The 15942-nt window shown below is 44.4% G+C and carries 10 protein-coding genes and 1 pseudogene; 6 read left to right on the top strand and 5 right to left on the bottom strand.

Going from position 1 to position 15942, the window contains the following annotated elements; translation table 11 throughout:
* Positions 1 to 58 precede the first annotated feature (58 nt).
* Positions 59 to 913 carry a M28 family peptidase gene (locus A3775_RS23220; RefSeq protein ID WP_066427022.1) on the bottom strand — a complete coding sequence of 285 codons (855 nt, stop codon included), beginning with the start codon at positions 911 to 913 and terminating at the stop codon, positions 59 to 61.
* Between the two features lie 319 nt (positions 914 to 1232).
* On the opposite strand from A3775_RS23220, the gene dnaK reads away from it, so the two are divergent.
* Positions 1233 to 3299: a molecular chaperone DnaK gene (dnaK, locus tag A3775_RS23215; protein ID WP_066381932.1), complete on the top strand. Its 2067-nt coding sequence runs from the start codon at positions 1233 to 1235 to the stop codon at positions 3297 to 3299.
* A 204-nt stretch (positions 3300 to 3503) separates the two neighbouring features.
* Positions 3504 to 4493 carry a DnaJ C-terminal domain-containing protein gene (locus tag A3775_RS23210; RefSeq protein ID WP_197480226.1) on the top strand — a complete coding sequence of 330 codons (990 nt, stop codon included), beginning with the start codon at positions 3504 to 3506 and terminating at the stop codon, positions 4491 to 4493.
* Between the two features lie 19 nt (positions 4494 to 4512).
* On the opposite strand, the gene A3775_RS23205 is transcribed toward A3775_RS23210, so the two are convergent.
* The 4 genes from A3775_RS23205 to A3775_RS23185 form a co-directional block, all read right to left on the bottom strand.
* Positions 4513 to 4797 carry a YiaA/YiaB family inner membrane protein gene (locus A3775_RS23205; RefSeq protein WP_066427059.1) on the bottom strand — a complete coding sequence of 95 codons (285 nt, stop codon included), beginning with the start codon at positions 4795 to 4797 and terminating at the stop codon, positions 4513 to 4515.
* A 365-nt stretch (positions 4798 to 5162) separates the two neighbouring features.
* Entirely contained in the window at positions 5163 to 6761 is a 1599-nt protein-coding gene (locus A3775_RS23200; RefSeq protein WP_066381940.1) for a DUF4335 domain-containing protein, read from the bottom strand.
* A 25-nt stretch (positions 6762 to 6786) separates the two neighbouring features.
* Positions 6787 to 7392 carry a DUF3038 domain-containing protein gene (locus A3775_RS23195; protein ID WP_066381947.1) on the bottom strand — a complete coding sequence of 202 codons (606 nt, stop codon included), beginning with the start codon at positions 7390 to 7392 and terminating at the stop codon, positions 6787 to 6789.
* Positions 7393 to 8026: 634 nt separating this feature from the next.
* Positions 8027 to 10486 (bottom strand): endonuclease MutS2, encoded by a 2460-nt coding sequence (locus A3775_RS23185; RefSeq protein WP_066427057.1) that lies wholly within the window; start codon positions 10484 to 10486, stop codon positions 8027 to 8029.
* Positions 10487 to 10624: 138 nt separating this feature from the next.
* Between A3775_RS23185 and A3775_RS23180 the strand changes: the two genes are divergently transcribed.
* The 4 genes and pseudogenes from A3775_RS23180 to A3775_RS23165 all read left to right on the top strand — a co-directional run bounded on the left by A3775_RS23180 (position 10625) and on the right by A3775_RS23165 (position 15886).
* On the top strand, positions 10625 to 11788 hold the full coding sequence (locus tag A3775_RS23180) for a GuaB3 family IMP dehydrogenase-related protein (protein ID WP_066427055.1): 1164 nt from the start codon (positions 10625 to 10627) through the stop codon (positions 11786 to 11788).
* Between the two features lie 497 nt (positions 11789 to 12285).
* Positions 12286 to 12636: pseudogene (trxA, locus tag A3775_RS23175) on the top strand (thioredoxin); the annotation flags it as partial.
* A 398-nt stretch (positions 12637 to 13034) separates the two neighbouring features.
* Positions 13035 to 14105, top strand: a complete 1071-nt coding sequence (locus A3775_RS23170) for an LOG family protein (protein WP_066381952.1) — start codon at positions 13035 to 13037, stop codon at positions 14103 to 14105.
* Positions 14106 to 14566: 461 nt separating this feature from the next.
* A complete protein-coding gene (locus A3775_RS23165) occupies positions 14567 to 15886 on the top strand; it encodes a D-alanyl-D-alanine carboxypeptidase/D-alanyl-D-alanine-endopeptidase (protein ID WP_066381954.1) in 1320 nt (439 codons plus the stop codon).
* Positions 15887 to 15942 lie beyond the last annotated feature (56 nt).

Here is a 15942-nt window from a genome sequence, read left to right as displayed (position 1 = left end):
CGCAAAGTGGCGCGGAGGTAAGCGCAGAGGAACGCAGAGAGAGAAGGATGGGTTTTTATTACATTAAGTTGCGAATAGCTATTTCTAAACCAGCACACACACCCGCGAGAAAATCTAAGTCTAAACTTGCTATTGTGTCACTGGGTTTATGATAGTGAGGATTTCGCAAAAAGGCTGTATCTGTCACCATTATGGCTGGATAACCTGCGTCCCAAAATGGTGCATGATCGCTTAATCTAGTCTGGGGAACTATTAAACCTCCTTTGGGTACTGGTAGCCACTGACTTGATATGCCAGTTTGTCGAATGCTGCGACTCATACTAAGTAAGTCGGGTATGGTGCGTAAGTTGCCAATTAAGGCGATAAAATCACCTGTGTTGGGGTAAAACTTTTCTAGTGGTGCTGGATATCTCTGCGAATTGGGGCTATTGTCACGATATCCTAACATTTCTAGGGATATCATTAACCTTAGCTGCTGCTGTTGTTGTCGCAGTAAGGCTGCATAGTCTGCACTACCCAGCAAGCCGTATTCTTCCATGTCAAACGCCACTAGGCGCAAGGGGTATGTGGCGGGTTTAGTGGCAAACTTCCGGGCTAACTCTAATAATACCGCTACACCTGTAGCGTTGTCATCTGCTCCTGACGTTCCCGGTACAGCGTCATAGTGTGCGCCGATTAAAATAGGTGATAGTAGCCGTTTTCTAGTTTGGGCATTTTGGGCAGGTAAATTGAGGATGAGATTATTAAACGATGCGTTTCCTACTTGGAAGGTGTGGATTTCCACACTTCCCCATTGGGCAAATTCTTGACGGATGTATTCTTGCACCAAGAAATGTCCGCCCGTCGCCATGTAAGGGTCGCGTTCTCGTGCTATCTCTGTTAGATAATTATGTAATCTTGCTTTTAAATCCAAGTGTTTAGAACAGTTGTAATCTCAAAGTTTTTATGTATGAATCCAGCAAAAAGCTATTAAGGTGAGGTGAATTTGCCAATTTACCGATGCAATGTAGTTGAGTGACTAGGCTATGAGATTCAAGGCGGCTAGAACATAGTAAGCATGGTGGATGTTATCCTAGTCTTGCAACTAACTCCTCAAGCTATAATTCCTCCAATTGTTGCCTAGATGATGGCTATTATACCATTGAGGCAATTACACCCTGTAGCAAGCAGCTAGAGGTAGTTCCCCCCCATCATAATAAATGTATAAGACACACTTAGGAGAAGAGTAACGCATGGGCAAGGTAGTCGGCATCGACTTGGGTACAACCAACTCAGTAGTCGCCGTAATGGAGGGTGGCAAGCCGGTGGTGATTGCCAATGCAGAAGGAATGCGAACAACCCCCTCTGTTGTAGGCTTCAGCAAGGAAGGTGAAAGGGTGGTTGGGCAAATGGCACGGCGACAAACAGTCCTTAACCCTCAAAATACCTTTTTTGCAGTCAAACGCTTTATTGGGCGCAGGTATGGCGAATTAAATCCAGAATCAAAGCGTGTACCCTATACTATCCGCAAAGATGAGCTAGGTAATATTAAAGTAGCTTGTCCTCGTCTGAGTAAGGATTTTGCGCCGGAAGAAGTTTCGGCTATGGTGCTGAAAAAGTTGGCAGATGATGCTAGTGCTTATTTGGGCGAACCGGTGACGGGGGCAGTTATTACAGTACCAGCTTATTTTAATGATTCCCAGCGACAGGCAACCCGCGATGCTGGGAGAATTGCTGGTTTAGAAGTTTTGCGGATTTTGAATGAACCGACGGCGGCATCTCTAGCTTATGGGTTAGACAGGGGTGATACGGAAACTATCTTAGTTTTTGACTTGGGTGGTGGAACTTTCGACGTATCAATTCTGGAAGTCGGCGACGGGGTGTTTGAGGTGAAAGCCACCAGTGGGGATACGCAACTGGGGGGGAATGATTTTGATAAGAAAATTGTTGATTGGTTAGCAGAGCAATTTTTAGAAGCAGAAGGTGTAGACTTAAGACGCGATCGCCAAGCTTTACAACGTCTGATGGAAGCTGGTGAAAAAGCTAAAATCGAACTCTCTGCCGTTAGCGTCACTGACATTAATTTACCATTCATCACCGCCACGGAAGACGGCCCCAAACACCTGGAAACTCGTCTCACCCGCGCGCAGTTTGAGGGTTTGTGTACGGATTTATTAAGCCGTGTCCGTAACCCGGTTAAACGGGCTTTAAAAGATGCCGGGTTACGTCCCGATGACATTGAGGAAGTCGTGCTAGTTGGTGGTTCGACACGAATGCCAATGGTAAAACAATTGGTACGCGATTTGATTGGCATTGAACCCAGTGAAAATGTCAACCCGGATGAAGTGGTGGCAATGGGCGCAGCTATTCAAGCGGGTATTCTCGCCGGCGAATTTAAAGATGTGCTGTTATTAGATGTCACGCCGTTATCTTTGGGGTTAGAAACTATCGGCGGTGTGATGAAAAAACTCATTCCCCGTAATACTACTATCCCCGTCCGCCGTTCTGATATTTTCTCGACATCAGAAAATAACCAAAACAGTGTGGAAATCCATGTGGTTCAAGGTGAACGGGAAATGGCTGGGGATAACAAATCCCTCGGACGTTTCAAACTCTACGGCATTCCGCCAGCCCCTAGAGGTATACCGCAAATTCAAGTATCATTTGATATCGATGCCAACGGGATTTTACAGGTATCAGCTTTAGATAGAACCACGGGACGTGAGCAAAGTATTACTATTCAAGGTGCTTCTACCTTGAGTGAAGGCGAAATTAACCGGATGATTCAGGATGCTCAGAAATACGCTGACATCGACCGGGAACGGAAAGAACGGGTAGAAAAACGTACCCGTGCTGAGGCGTTGATTCTGCAAGCAGAAAGACAATTGCGAGAAGTCGCTTTAGAATTTGGTATGCAGTTCGCCCGTAGTCGTCGTCAACGCATTGATAATATATGCCGAGAATTGCGGGAAAGTCTCCAAGAAAAAGACGATCGCGGTATTGATCAAGCTTACGCTGACTTGCAAGATGCTCTGTATGAATTAAATCGGGAAGTCCGAGAATATTATGCGGAGGACGAAGACGAAGACTTATTTGGCGCGATTAAGGAGATATTTACAGGCGATAAAGAAAGAGAACGCGATCGCGACTATTACAGAGATAATTATCGTGATAACTATCGAGAACGGGATTCTTTCGGACGCGATTATAACCGAGATTACGGACGAGATAGCCGTTCTACCTATGACAATCGTCCATCCAGGCGATCGCCCCGTCCCAGTTATCAAGATAATTGGGATGATGATGATGATTGGCTGTAGCTTGTTGGGGACTCTTGACTGGGGGGAGATGAGGAGGAAGAATTCATATCATCCCCAATGCCCCATGCCCCATTCCCCCTATAAACTTAATTCAAAATGCGGATTTAGTAATTGGTAATTCGTAATTAGTAATTAGATATTGATATTATTCATTACTAATTAACAATTACCAACATCTAAACTTTAAAAGTTAAATAAATGAATATGCAAAATTTGCAAAACTTTCGGGATTACTACGAAATTTTAGGCGTAGCTAAAGATGCTACCAATGAAGAAATTAAAAAGAATTATCGACGGTTAGCCAGGCAGTATCACCCTGACCTGAACCCAGGCAATAAAGCGGCAGAAGAAAAATTTAAGGATATCGGTGAGGCTTATGAAGTGCTTTCCGATACTGCTAAACGCGCCCAGTATGACCAATTTAGCCGCTACTGGAGGCAAAAAGGTTTTAGCAAACAAGCACCAAAAGCTAAAACCTGGGAACGTACAGGCGATCGCAATGGGAATCAAAATGTAGACCCCAGTGAGTTCTCCAATTTTGAAGACTTTATTAATCAAGTGATTGGCGTAGGTGTGCGTCGAGACAGCAGAAATGGTGCAAGTACCACTACTACAGATCCATTTCGTTCACCAAAAAGTCGGGTGGAATATACAGTACCCAAAAACCCACCCCGTCCGGCGCGTCGGGATATCGAAGCGAGATTAACCCTACCATTAGAAAAAGCTTATGTGGGAGGTAAAGAACGGATTCGCTTAGAAGATGGGCGATCGCTAGAGGTTAATATGCCTCCAGGGATGGTGACAGGACAAAGTATCCGTCTACGAAATCAAGGTATGGGTGGCGGCGACCTCTATCTGAAAATCACCGTTGAACCTCACCCATTATTTAAACTCGAAGGTGCCAATATATTCTGCCAAATTCCAGTCACTCCCTCAGAAGCAGTCTTAGGCGGACAGGTAGAAGCACCAACTTTGGACGGCCCAGTAAAAATGACCATCCCGCCAGGAGTCAGGTATGGTCAAAGATTTCGCTTGGCAAATAAAGGCTACCCCACCGAAAACGGTAAACGTGGGGATCAATTAGTCGAAATTCAAATAGTTACACCGAAAAATATTACTCAGGAAGAACGGGAACTGTACGAAAAACTACGGGAAATAGAAACTTTTAAACCTCGTGCCGACTTAATCAGTTAAGTTCGTCACATCTGAAACTTTATTTAAAAGTTAAAGGGTCATGCTGTGACAGCAACTTTTCTACTTTTGCCTCATCAATACGGGCAGTTAATTTTCTAGCTTCGTGTAAATCTCTAGTAGTTTTAGCTAGGGTAAAAGTAGAACCTACTGAAAAAGCTAAACCCATACCCATAAAGCCTTTTACCCAGTTATCTACCGGCAAATTAACAATACCAAAAGTAGTCATAGAAACCGACAGCGCAAAAGCCGCCCAGGTTTGAATAATCCAAGCTGTACTATCTTTTTGAGGGCTAGTAGGTTGCATATTTTTCACCTGTGATGGGAGTAGTTTAACCGTGATTTTAATCAGTGGTAAATTCACTGTTATCACTGTTAAAACCAGTTTTTCAACTGTACTCCCAAAATTTTGCTGATCACCCCTCAGAAGAAGTAAATACTGTTACAAGTTTTGTACCAGTTCTAAAAGTGGCATTAATCCCAAGGGGAAAATTTAGAAGCCAAAAGTCAAAAGTCAAATTTTACAGCGATTTTCAAGTAATGAACCACAAAAGAACCATGTAGAGACGTTGCATGCAACGTCTCTACCCTGTAGTCTAATTAGCTAAAACTGCTGTCAATTCTGTAGCCGTCAATAGTCAATAGCAATAACTAATGACTAATGACTAATGACTAATCAGACTCAGGAAAAGTCTGCACCTTGCCATCTGGACTGAGAAGCACTCTAATTCGGGTATTTTGTCCGTAGCGATTAGCAGAAACAAAGGGTGCGCCAATAGTAGGCATTCCCACCACCTCAAAGTTATCCCTAGCGGCTTTTCCTAAAGGTATAATGCGCTCAATTGCGCCATCAACACCCAAAATCAAACTATATTCTAGAGTTTGGGAAAATCCTGTGGGTGGCTGCCAGCGTTTCTGGAAAAATTCTCTCACTTCTGCTACCTGGGGTGTATCAAACAGTGTGCTGCTACTGTTGACAGACACTTCTGTAGGTGTAGGAGTGTTACCAATGTTAGATTCTCCCCTCAATCTTGCTATTAATGAGTTAGGATCAGCCACTGCTGAGGAGGTAGTTGCAGGGGAATTAATTCTAGCTGGTGCCTGTTGCGAAGCCACTGGTGAATAATCTCTAGCATCAGGTAGATTAGCCAGTGGAGGGGGAACAGGGGCGGGATTAGAAGACATTCTCGGTGGTAATTCCCGCTTGATGGGAAGACTCGCTTCAGCTGAGTTACTTGAGCCTGTAGAATTAGGTTGAATGGCAATTTGCTGACCTGGGATGTTAACTGATGAACTGCCAACAATTGATGGAATTTGTGTTGGTGGTAAATTCGATGTCTGATTTGATGCTGAGGAACTAGGAGTTAAATCAGAATTCGGGGTGATGGGAGAGGTAGAAGCCAGATTTTGGTCAGGAGATGTCAGGGTGGTGCTTGGTAAATTGGTATTTGGGGGGATTGGAGGAGTCGCGCCATTAGGCAGCGATGATAAATTATTAGGAGGAGTTAGTTGAGTTTGGGGTACAGGAAAGTTAGGTGTGGGTGCTGGTTGTAGGGCAACGGATTCTTGTTTGGGTGTTGCTGTTGTAGCTGTCTGGTACTGCTTTTGCCGGATGTTATTAGCATATTGCCAAGTCAAAGGTGTCAAACCTACGCCGATGACTAACATCGCCGCTACGGGAACCCAACTAGGCCAGTTGACGATTGAACTACTTTGATTGAAATCGGGTAATGTGGTGACATCTGCTGCATATTCATCTAGGGCAGTTGCCAAATCGAACAGTTGTAATAGACTTAGTTGAACAACAGAAGCAGACGCTTGATTAGCCAGAGAACCGAGATATAAATTGTGTGTTAAATAATTGTTAGATTCTAAGTAGATTTTTGTCCCTGGGGTTGGGGATGTAAATGATTTTGATGTCTTAGCTAATAAAGGTGTTTGCTGAAAATCTGTTAATTCTGTATCTTTAGATACTTTAGTGGAATCTTGAAGACCAGAGAAACTCAACCAAAAGTTTTCCGGCGATTGTTGGAGAAGTTCCTGTACGTAACTGGTGACAGCATCACACAAAGCTTCGAGTTGGTCGCGATCGCCTCGAATAATTAGCTTGTGTTCTTCTGGCAACTGTGGATCATCAAAGCGTAACTCAAAGGTTAATTGCTTGAGAACAGTTTTTAAGAGCCAACGCGACAAAGCAGAACTTTGCGCCATGACTTCTAGTGTGCAGGTAGGAGGTGTGTAGCGACGAATGACAGAATTTGTTAGAGGCATAGCAGGAACTGCAAGGGAGATTGTTTCAAAATTTTGCGGAACTATCTATGAGTGCTAACCAGAGGCGGCGGTGTCCACCAGTAGTGCTGTAAAACAATAAATCTACAAGTAGTTTTAGTGCCAACTTAGTGAGTAAATCGGTTGAGATTTGCTCGTCCTCTTCCATCCGCTCTTGGTAGGTGTTGCAGAAAGCATCAATATAATCTCCAAGTAAAGCAGCCTGATGAGGTTCTCGATTTTTTTCCGCCATTTGTTCTAGTAAAGCCACCGCACGGCGAATCAATTCCTGGTGCTGTTTGGCGAGGTAACAGATAATCAGAACAAGCGATCGCGCTTCTTCTACATCTAACTTTTTTCGCCCTCCTTGACCTTTACGTATGGGATTCGACTGTCGCAATCGCCATAAAGCTACGCGGTCTGGCACTCTTGACTCCAAATTCAGCTCGTTTGCTGCCGAGAGCATCGCCTCGGAACCAATACCAGTTAAAGTTTCTAACGCCAACAGCACCAAGTCTAACTTGGTTTTGATGTTGTCCCATTGCACAACATTTGGGTCGGGAAGTTTACTTAAGTCCACCCACTGAGAATTAGGAGTGGCTGAATCAGCGGCCGAGTGCATAACTTTTAGCATAGGTGATCAGGCTGGTAGGGGCTGTTGCTGTTACTCATTTTGAAACCAGACTATGAATTTTTAAAGTTGGTTTCCCGTACCGTAAGCAGGCAGAAGGCAGCTATGCTGGAGGTAGAAGGGCAGAGAACTAAAACATATTAGCCTGTAGTTTTTTACTAACTGCATAGTTAATTCTGCAACTGCATTTGCTTTTCTTACTTTTGGTAAACAGCAATTGTCACTGTCTTACTCTACTAGATGAAAATTTATTTTCAACAGTGTAGAAATTGAATTTTGGTGGTAAAATTTATATACTTTAGCTGCTGTTTCCGTACAAAAGTATAAAAAAATAGGTTCAAATAATTTAATATTTAACGATTAATTGCCAGCATCATCAGCTAATCAATCATCAGCAATTAACAATTAGCCACTCACACCTGTTATATTTATTTCTGCAAAAAAATAACTTCATCAGGCTGAGTTTCAAATAAATTTCTACAATATCTAAATTTGAGATACAAGCATATTTTTGCCTGTTGCCTCGACCCACCGATGGTCAGAAGCCCCTCCCCTTGGGCGATTGTGTTGGGCAGGGTAACAATCCCCTTCCAACACCTTCCCTGTTGCCTGTTCCCTGTTAAGAGTTCCCTTTCACTCAACCAATATAGGCAATGGTGACACCGCTACCACCATCAGCCTGTTCTGCTGCTTCATAGCGGCTAACTCTGGGATGCTGTTGTAAAAAGGCGTGAACACCTTGACGCAGTTTCCCAGTTCCGTGTCCGTGGATAATCCAGATTTGACCTTGGGCTTCGGAAATGGCTTTGTCGATAATAATTTCTGCGTCAGCTACCCGTTTCCCACGTAAATCGACGGTATTTTGGGAGGTACGAATGGCTAAGGCTGGTTGAGGTGGTGCGGTAATCGCTGCTGGGGCTGGTTTTGCTTTGGCGACTGGTTCGGCTTTTTGACCATCTAAAGATTCGATGTCTTCTAGCTTAACCTTCATTTTCATGATGCCAAAGCGAACGCTTAACTCACCATCTTCATCGGGAGGTGTTAACACTTCTGCGGTTTGCCCAAATTTGGCTAGACGAATGCGATCGCCTACTTTGGGCATAAAGCCCAGTTTCGGTTTTGGCGGTGCGGCTGGTTGATAGGTTTGGGCAATTTGATTTAAGGCTTTCGTGGCTTGTTGGGCATCTTGGGCTGTGGGTGTCCCTTGCTGCAAGCGACGAATTACTTTAGCAATTTCGCCTTTAGCTGAGGCGATCGCTTGCTGTACTGCGACTTCCTGGGAAGCTTTTAAAGCCTGTTCTCGTTCTTCTAACGCTGCCGCTTTCGCTGATACCTCTTTATACAACCGTTCTGCCTGTTGTAATAATTTTTGGGCTTCTGCGGCTTTGGTTTCCTGACGACGACGTTGGGCTTCTAAACCAGCAATTACCAGATTAACCTCGTCTTGGGCTTCTCCCACTTGGGTTTTTGCTTGTTCTACCACTTCTGGTTTTAAACCCAAACGTAAAGCGATCGCCAACGCATTAGAACGCCCAGGAATCCCCCACAGTAAGCGGTATGTGGGGGATAAAGTCTGCTCATTGAACTCTACCGAGGCGTTTTCAAAGCGCACATCTTCATACTTCAGGGCTTTCAACTCGCCAAAGTGAGTTGTCGCCATTGTCAACTGGGCATGATCCGCCAGATATTGTAGAAGTGCGATCGCTAATGCACTCCCTTCAGCTGGATCTGTACCCGCACCAACTTCATCGAGGAGGACGAGGGACTGGGGACTGGGGATTGGGGACTGGGGACTGGGTAACAATTCTCCCTCATCTCCCCCATCTCCCACATCTCCCTTATCTTCCCCGTCCCCTGTTCCCAAAGCCTTCAAAATCCGGCTAATGCGGCGAATATGACCGGAAAAGGTAGATAAACTCTGCTGTAATGATTGTTCATCACCGATATCTGCCAATACTTGGTCAAACCAAGGTAATTCTACTGGTTCACGGGCGGGGACAAATAAACCCACCTTGGCCATTAATGCGGCTAATGCCAAGGTTTTTAAGGTGACAGTTTTTCCGCCAGTGTTCGGCCCGGTAATCGTGACTACTTTAATATGGGGACTGATTAACAAATCCACGGGAATCACAGGATGACCTTGTTCGTGCTGCTGTTGCCATACCAACAAAGGATGTCGCAACTGGCGTAAAGTAATGATTTCCTGTTCTTCCCGGTTGATAAATCTGGGCGGGTTAGCTTGCAGCCATAAACTATATCTAGCTCTCGCCGTTGCTAAATCTAAGGTTGTGACTATAGCTAATAATCTTTCTAAATCTGGCTTAACTGCTGCTATTTGCTCAGTTAAGGCGCGTCTAATAGCTTCTGATTCTGCTTGTTCTCTTCTAATAGTTTGCCGTAATTGATTGCCCATTGGGACAATTGAATTCGGCTCTATGTAGAGAGTCGCACCACTGGTAGAAGTGTCATGTACAATACCAGGGATAGCATCTTTTTGTGGTGCTTTTACGGGGATAACAAAGCGATCGCCCCGTTGGGTAATAATTTGTTCTTGGACTGCTCCTGATTTTGCTTGTAAGATATTTTGCAGTTTTTGAGTGATTTGACTGCGTAATCTCCGCAATTCCGTGCGAATTTCGCCCATTTTCTGGCTAGCACGGTCAGTTACTTGTCCCCGTTCATCAATACAACGGTGAATTTCCTGCTCCAATTCTGGATAAGTGCGTAAATCGGCGACTAATTCATTCAGGACTGGTAAATCTTCTTGGTTATCAATAATACGGCGTAAATTTCTCGCACCAGCCAAAGTAGTAGCGATCGCCAATAATTCATCCCCTGCCAAAATACCTTGGAGTTCTGCCCGTTCTAGGGAGTCACCAATATCTTGAACTCCTTCAAAAGATAAACCGGGAGTGAGACGACTTTCCAGTTGATAGACTTCTTTAGTTTGTGCTAACAACTGCTCACTGACGGCTGGGGATGTAGGTATTTGTAGACAGCGTGATGCGATCGCCCCTAATTTAGTAGCCGCAAACGTAGAAAGATGCTGGCAAAGGCGATGCCATTCAAGTAGTTCTAAGGTCTCAGATTGGATCAAGGCTGCTTTCGTCAAATCTGACAAGTATCTTAACAATTGTAGCTTTGATCAGGCTGCACCCGAAAGCAGAAAAAATCGCTGCAAATGATCTCACAATTTGATACCCTAGCTAGAACAGAATTCAGAAAAGTTAACAGCGTGGAAATTCAACTTGGGCGGGGAAAGACAGCTCGTAGAGCCTATGGCATTGATGAAATTGCTCTAGTCCCCGGTAACAGAACACTTGATCCGAGTTTAGCCGATACTCGGTGGAAAATAGGTAATATTGAGCGAGAAATTCCCATTATTGCCAGTGCAATGGATGGTGTTGTCGATGTGGGCATGGCTGTACGGTTGTCACAGCTAGGCGCATTAGGCGTGCTTAACCTAGAGGGCATCCAGACTCGCTATGCCGACCCTAATCCCATTTTGGATCGGATTGCATCAGTGGGTAAAGATGAGTTTGTTTCTCTGATGCAAGAACTATATGCCGAACCAATCAAGGCAGAATTAATAGAAAAACGTATTCAGGAAATTAAACAACAAGGCGGTATTGCCGCAGTCAGTGCTACGCCAGCAGGTGCTAGCAAATACGGTGAAGTAGTAGCAAAAGCTGGGGCAGATTTATTTTTTATCCAAGCTACAGTAGTTTCTACTAATCACCTCTCGCCAGAGTCAATCACACCTCTAGATTTAGCAGAATTTTGCCGTTCCATGCCCATCCCCGTAATTTTGGGCAACTGTGTGACTTATGAAGTCACCTTAGATTTAATGAAAGCCGGGGCAGCAGCAATATTAGTAGGGATAGGCCCTGGTGCGGCTTGTACCTCCCGTGGTGTGTTGGGTGTCGGTATCCCCCAAGCAACGGCTGTTGCTGACTGCGCCGCCGCACGGGATGAATACTTCCAAGAAACTGGTAAATACGTCCCCATCATTGCCGATGGCGGTTTAATCACCGGTGGCGACATTTGTAAATGTATCGCCTGTGGAGCTGATGCGGTAATGATTGGTTCTCCCTTTGCGAGAGCCGCAGAAGCACCCGGAAGGGGCTATCACTGGGGTATGGCAACTCCTAGCCCCGTACTGCCCCGTGGAACGCGGATTAGAGTCGGTACAACAGGCTCTTTAGAGCAAATTCTCATCGGCCCTGCCGGGCTTGATGATGGTACTCATAACCTGTTAGGAGCTTTAAAGACTAGCATGGGTACTTTAGGAGCAAAAAATCTCAAAGAAATGCAGCAAGTCGAAGTAGTCATTGCTCCTTCTTTGTTAACAGAAGGCAAAGTCTACCAAAAAGCTCAACAATTAGGTATGGGTAAATAAAGGGAATAGGGACCGGGGAATGGGGAATGGGGACTGGGAAATAAGAAGAATTGAGGCTCTTTGCAGGGGGAAAAGGGGAAAGTTCTCTCCCCCTTGCTCCTTGCTCCCTGCACCCCTGCCTCCCTCGCTTCCTCCGCTTCCCCTGCCCCCTGCCCCCCCATAGCCCTAAATCCTTAACCAAGGAATAGGAAAATATATCCCTATACCCAATACAGAATAAATACCTACTCCTTAGTAGAGATATCTCTAAATCCATCAAAAAATTTTTCCAGACTTTTCAACATTCACGGGAAAAATCACATCTGTCGCCTACAATAGAGAAAGCGGAGACGCATGTTTCCGTTCACTCCTCACACCACACTCCGCCCGGACTACTGTTCGGGCGGTTCCTTATGTCTGTATTTTTTGCATAAATTCTTTAGCTTCTTTGTAAATGTATATCCTGGGATTTTCGGCTGCTGTTTTTGCTATGGTAGAATTTTGACGAAAGTCAGAAATATAATTGGCAAAGGTTTTTAGGCATGTCAGCAGCCGCACAAGTTACAGATTCTACTTTTAAGCAAGAGGTACTCGACAGCGAAGTACCAGTTTTAGTTGATTTCTGGGCTCCCTGGTGTGGGCCTTGCAGAATGGTAGCCCCGGTTGTAGATGAAATTGCAGCTCAGTACCAAGGTCAACTAAAAGTTGTGAAGGTCAACACGGATGAAAATCCCCAAGTGGCTAGTCAGTACGGTATCCGCAGCATTCCCACTCTGATGATTTTTAAAGGTGGGCAGAAAGTCGATATGGTAGTCGGTGCGGTACCTAAAAGTACATTAGCCAACACTTTGGATAAGTATCTTGGTTGAACCTCAACCAGCAGTCAACCCCTGTTGATTAGTCTATTGGAATTAAATTTAGGTCAGTATTTGTCAATAAGTTTGTCAGGCGCATAATTATGCGCCTCAATAAAACTTTAAATAGTGGAAAATAAGTTAAAATTATCGTCGCCAAATAAATTCTGTATTTCTTCTCAAAGTAATCTGTCAAGATGATGCCTCGAAGATTGATTTTGGGCAGATAGCTGAGGTTACAATCAGCAAGAAATCACAGTTTGCTCTAGAATTGACACATTTTTTCCACTAGATACTGACATTTCACACCTGAAAATCGCCTGAGTGCGTCTGCCTTATTAGCTGTTTTCAGCAGTTAATACATTGCACACCAAAATTAGGTAAAATGTAATGCCATTGTGTTGGCAGTTCTCATGACCTCATCTGCGTCGTTTGACACCTTCGAGTCTCTCCAAGCGGATATCGCTAAATTACTTGATCGCTTACCGACATTAAAACATCACCAATTCATTCAGCAGGCTTTAGCAACTATCGTCCGTCTGGCTGATAGTGACATTGATCGTCTCGATTGGAAGATACTGTCTGCGGCTTTGGCAGACATGGAAAAAGGCTTCCAGTTATTCTATGACTACCGACACGTTCGCAAAGTCACGATTTTTGGTTCGGCTCGCCTATCACCAGAAACCGCAGAGTACCAAATGGCATTACAATTTGGTCGCGCTGTCACCAAGTTGGGATTTATGGTGATGACAGGCGGCGGCGGCGGCATTATGCAAGCTGGGCATGAAGGCGCGGGAAGAGAAAATTCCTTTGGCTTAAATATTCAGTTACCCTTTGAACAGCAAGCTAACCCAATTATTGAAGGCGATCCTAAATTAATTCACTTTAAGTATTTCTTTACTCGCAAGCTATTTCTGCTTAAAGAAAGTGATGCTGTTGCTTTATTTCCTGGTGGGTTTGGCACTCAAGATGAGGCTTTTGAGTGTATGACACTCAGTCAGACGGGTAAATTTGGCCCCGTACCCGTGGTTTTAATCGACCATCCAGGTGGTGATTATTGGCAGTCTTGGAGCCAATATATTGATCAGCATTTGGTGAAAACAGGTTTAGTTAGTCCTGAAGATCCCAGCCTGTACACAGTCACAGATAACCTGGAAGTTGCTTGTGATGCGATTACTCGTTTTTATCAGGTTTATCACTCCAGTCGCTATGTAGGTGATCAGTTGGTAATTCGCTTAATGCAAGAATTATCAGATGCAGAAGTAGAGCAACTTAATGCTGAATTTAGCGACATTCTTGTGAAAGGAAAGATTGAAAAAAGTCAAGCTTTACCTCAAGAAAGTCAAGACGAAACCGTTGAACTACCTCGTCTAGTTTTGTACTTCAATCAACGGGACTTAGGACGTTTGTATCAGATGATTGCCACAATCAACCGGATGGGTATTCATACCCCTGACGAGCAATTACATCCTGAAAAAAAATAAGTATTTTTACTCTGGAAAAGATTGTGGTCAGAGCCGGAGATTCTCCGGCTCTACTTATGAGGATGGAAAAATTTGCTAAATCTCGATAAGTTAGTGAAATATCTCTGCGATCGCTGGCTCTGAGCAGTTGCATAAACTTGAATCACGAGTATAATTTCTGAGCATTAGCCTTCATTGATTTGTTGTAGCCATTCTCTTTTACTGTTGTCGTTGTTGAATTTGTGGACAGTATCAGGCTTTTTGACTACACCAGTTAAATATTGACTTCTTTGACTCACTCTCAAGCGTGAGGAAGTTACAAAGTAGCAACTAGAAGGTTGTAACTTAATTGACTCAAACCGGAGAAAAAAACACCAATTATTATGTCTCAATGCTGATAATTTCTAAAAAGTCAGTATATTACCACAGTAAACAACAATATATTATTCTATTCTGCTACATCTTAACAAGGGGATTACATCATGCTGGAATTGTTGGGTTCAGGTTTGGTTTCTCTCTGGCTGGAGATGGCTGGAGTAAACATCAAGCCATCAGATGCCTTAGAAGCTTTAACTTGGCAAAGTAGTCCAGGCTTGGTTATTGCCACTGATCCCAATCCAGCCGGAGCTAATACCCTGAAAGAATATCTTCAAGGGCTACTGAAATCTCAGCTAATCACCGAGAATCTCACAGAAAGTCAAGGAATTTGGATACAGTCAGGGCCGATGCTGATGGCTGACCATCAAGGTAAAACACCTCTATCTGCGGCTTCTCTGACCAAGATTGCAACTTCGTTGGTGGCTTTAAAAACCTGGGGGCCAAACCACCAATTTGACACGATGATTAGTGCTACAGGGCCGATAGTCAATGGGGTGGTGCAGGGAGATTTAGTGATTACTGGTGGTGGTGATCCGATGTTTGTCTGGGAGGAGGCGATCGCCTTGGGTAATACTCTCAATAAAATGGGGATTAAGCAGATAAAAGGAAATTTGGTAATTACTGGCAATTTCGCCATGAATTTCCAGCGTCAACCCCTGTTAGCTGGGCAAATGCTCAGACAAGCCCTAAACTCTAAAACTTGGACTCGTCCGGCAACTTACACCCACTCGATTATGCCCAAGGGTACACCTAAACCCCAAGTAGCGATCGCCGGTCAAGTCAAAGTCGCCGCCCAACCCAACCCTCAACAAACCTTGCTCATCCGCCATCGTTCTCTACCTATGCACCAATTAGTCAAGGAGATGAACGTTTACAGTAATAACGAGATGGCGCAAATGCTAGCAGAATCAGTAGGCGGCCATACCGTGGTGCAGTTAAAAGCTGCCCAACTAGCTAATGTACCACAGACAGAAATTCAATTAATTAATGGTTCAGGACTCGGACAAGAAAACCGCATTTCGCCTAGGGCTGCTTGTGCAATGTTAATGGCACTGCAACAAGAAGCAGCTGCTCATCAACTCAACTTGGCTGATTTATTCCCCACCTCTGGTTTTGATCAGCGAGGCACAATGCAATATAGAAATCTACCGGGTGCGACTGTGATGAAAACCGGGACTTTGCGAGATGTGAGTGCTTTAGCTGGTGTCGTCCCCACACGCGATCGCGGTTTGGTTTGGTTCGCCATCATCAACCGTGGTTCACAAATCACAGCCTTCCGCAATCAACAAGACAAGCTTTTGCAACGTTTAGTACAACAATTAGAAGTAGCTCCCACAGTACCAACATCTCTCACCCCGCATACAACTAAATCATTACCGGATTTAGGTAATATCAGTCGCCAGGAAATTGTCTATCAAGGTTAGGCTAGAGAGAAGAAGCAGGGGGGCAGGGGAGCAGGGGAGACAAGGGAGACAAGGAA

The organism is Anabaena sp. 4-3 (assembly GCF_001597745.1).
Classification (GTDB): Bacteria; Cyanobacteriota; Cyanobacteriia; order Cyanobacteriales; family Nostocaceae; genus Trichormus.
The sequence above is the reverse complement of the archived record's forward strand: the minus strand, read 5'-3'. Positions and strand labels throughout refer to the sequence as shown.

What these genes read in the sequence shown, in the direction of transcription:
- dnaK (WP_066381932.1), top strand. Translation starts at nt 1,233, where the DNA reads ATGGGCAAGGTAGTCGGCATCGACTTGGGTACAACCAACTCAGTAGTC.
- A3775_RS23210 (WP_197480226.1), top strand. Translation starts at nt 3,504, where the DNA reads ATGCAAAATTTGCAAAACTTTCGGGATTACTACGAAATTTTAGGCGTA.
- A3775_RS23205 (WP_066427059.1), bottom strand. Translation starts at nt 4,797, where the DNA reads ATGCAACCTACTAGCCCTCAAAAAGATAGTACAGCTTGGATTATTCAA.
- A3775_RS23200 (WP_066381940.1), bottom strand. Translation starts at nt 6,761, where the DNA reads ATGCCTCTAACAAATTCTGTCATTCGTCGCTACACACCTCCTACCTGC.
- A3775_RS23195 (WP_066381947.1), bottom strand. Translation starts at nt 7,392, where the DNA reads ATGCTAAAAGTTATGCACTCGGCCGCTGATTCAGCCACTCCTAATTCT.
- A3775_RS23170 (WP_066381952.1), top strand. Translation starts at nt 13,035, where the DNA reads ATGACCTCATCTGCGTCGTTTGACACCTTCGAGTCTCTCCAAGCGGAT.
- A3775_RS23165 (WP_066381954.1), top strand. Translation starts at nt 14,567, where the DNA reads ATGCTGGAATTGTTGGGTTCAGGTTTGGTTTCTCTCTGGCTGGAGATG.